Source organism: Shewanella sp. T24-MNA-CIBAN-0130 (assembly GCF_040310185.1).
Classification (GTDB): Bacteria; Pseudomonadota; Gammaproteobacteria; order Enterobacterales; family Shewanellaceae; genus Shewanella; species Shewanella psychromarinicola.
Genome location: NZ_JBEOPP010000416.1, coordinates 1 through 257, shown reverse-complemented (window position 1 = coordinate 257; position 257 = coordinate 1). Strand labels below are relative to the sequence as shown.

The following is a 257-nucleotide window of genomic DNA, read 5'->3' as shown; positions in this document are numbered from 1 at the left end:
CCTTAACACCTGAAGGAATAGTCTTTAACGGCCGAATAGTGAATGTGACCAATAATAGAGTGGTTTCTGCGGTGCAATCATTTGTGGCGGCGTCGAGCTTATCGGGTTATTTACAACCTTCTGAAATGATTGAATCGCGTAATGGTTTACTGTATCGCCACGAAAATAAGGGCGACAGTCGTTATACCGTATTAGGAGATAAGCTATGAAGTCGTTAATGTTAATTGTGCTGGTACTGTTAACTGGCTGTGTAAGCA

General features: G+C 42.0%; 1 pseudogene. It reads left to right on the top strand.

Features of this window, described 5'->3' with window-relative positions:
- Positions 1-209, top strand: a pseudogene (locus AAEZ02_RS22940) (FlgO family outer membrane protein); the annotation flags it as partial.
- Positions 210-257 lie beyond the last annotated feature (48 nt).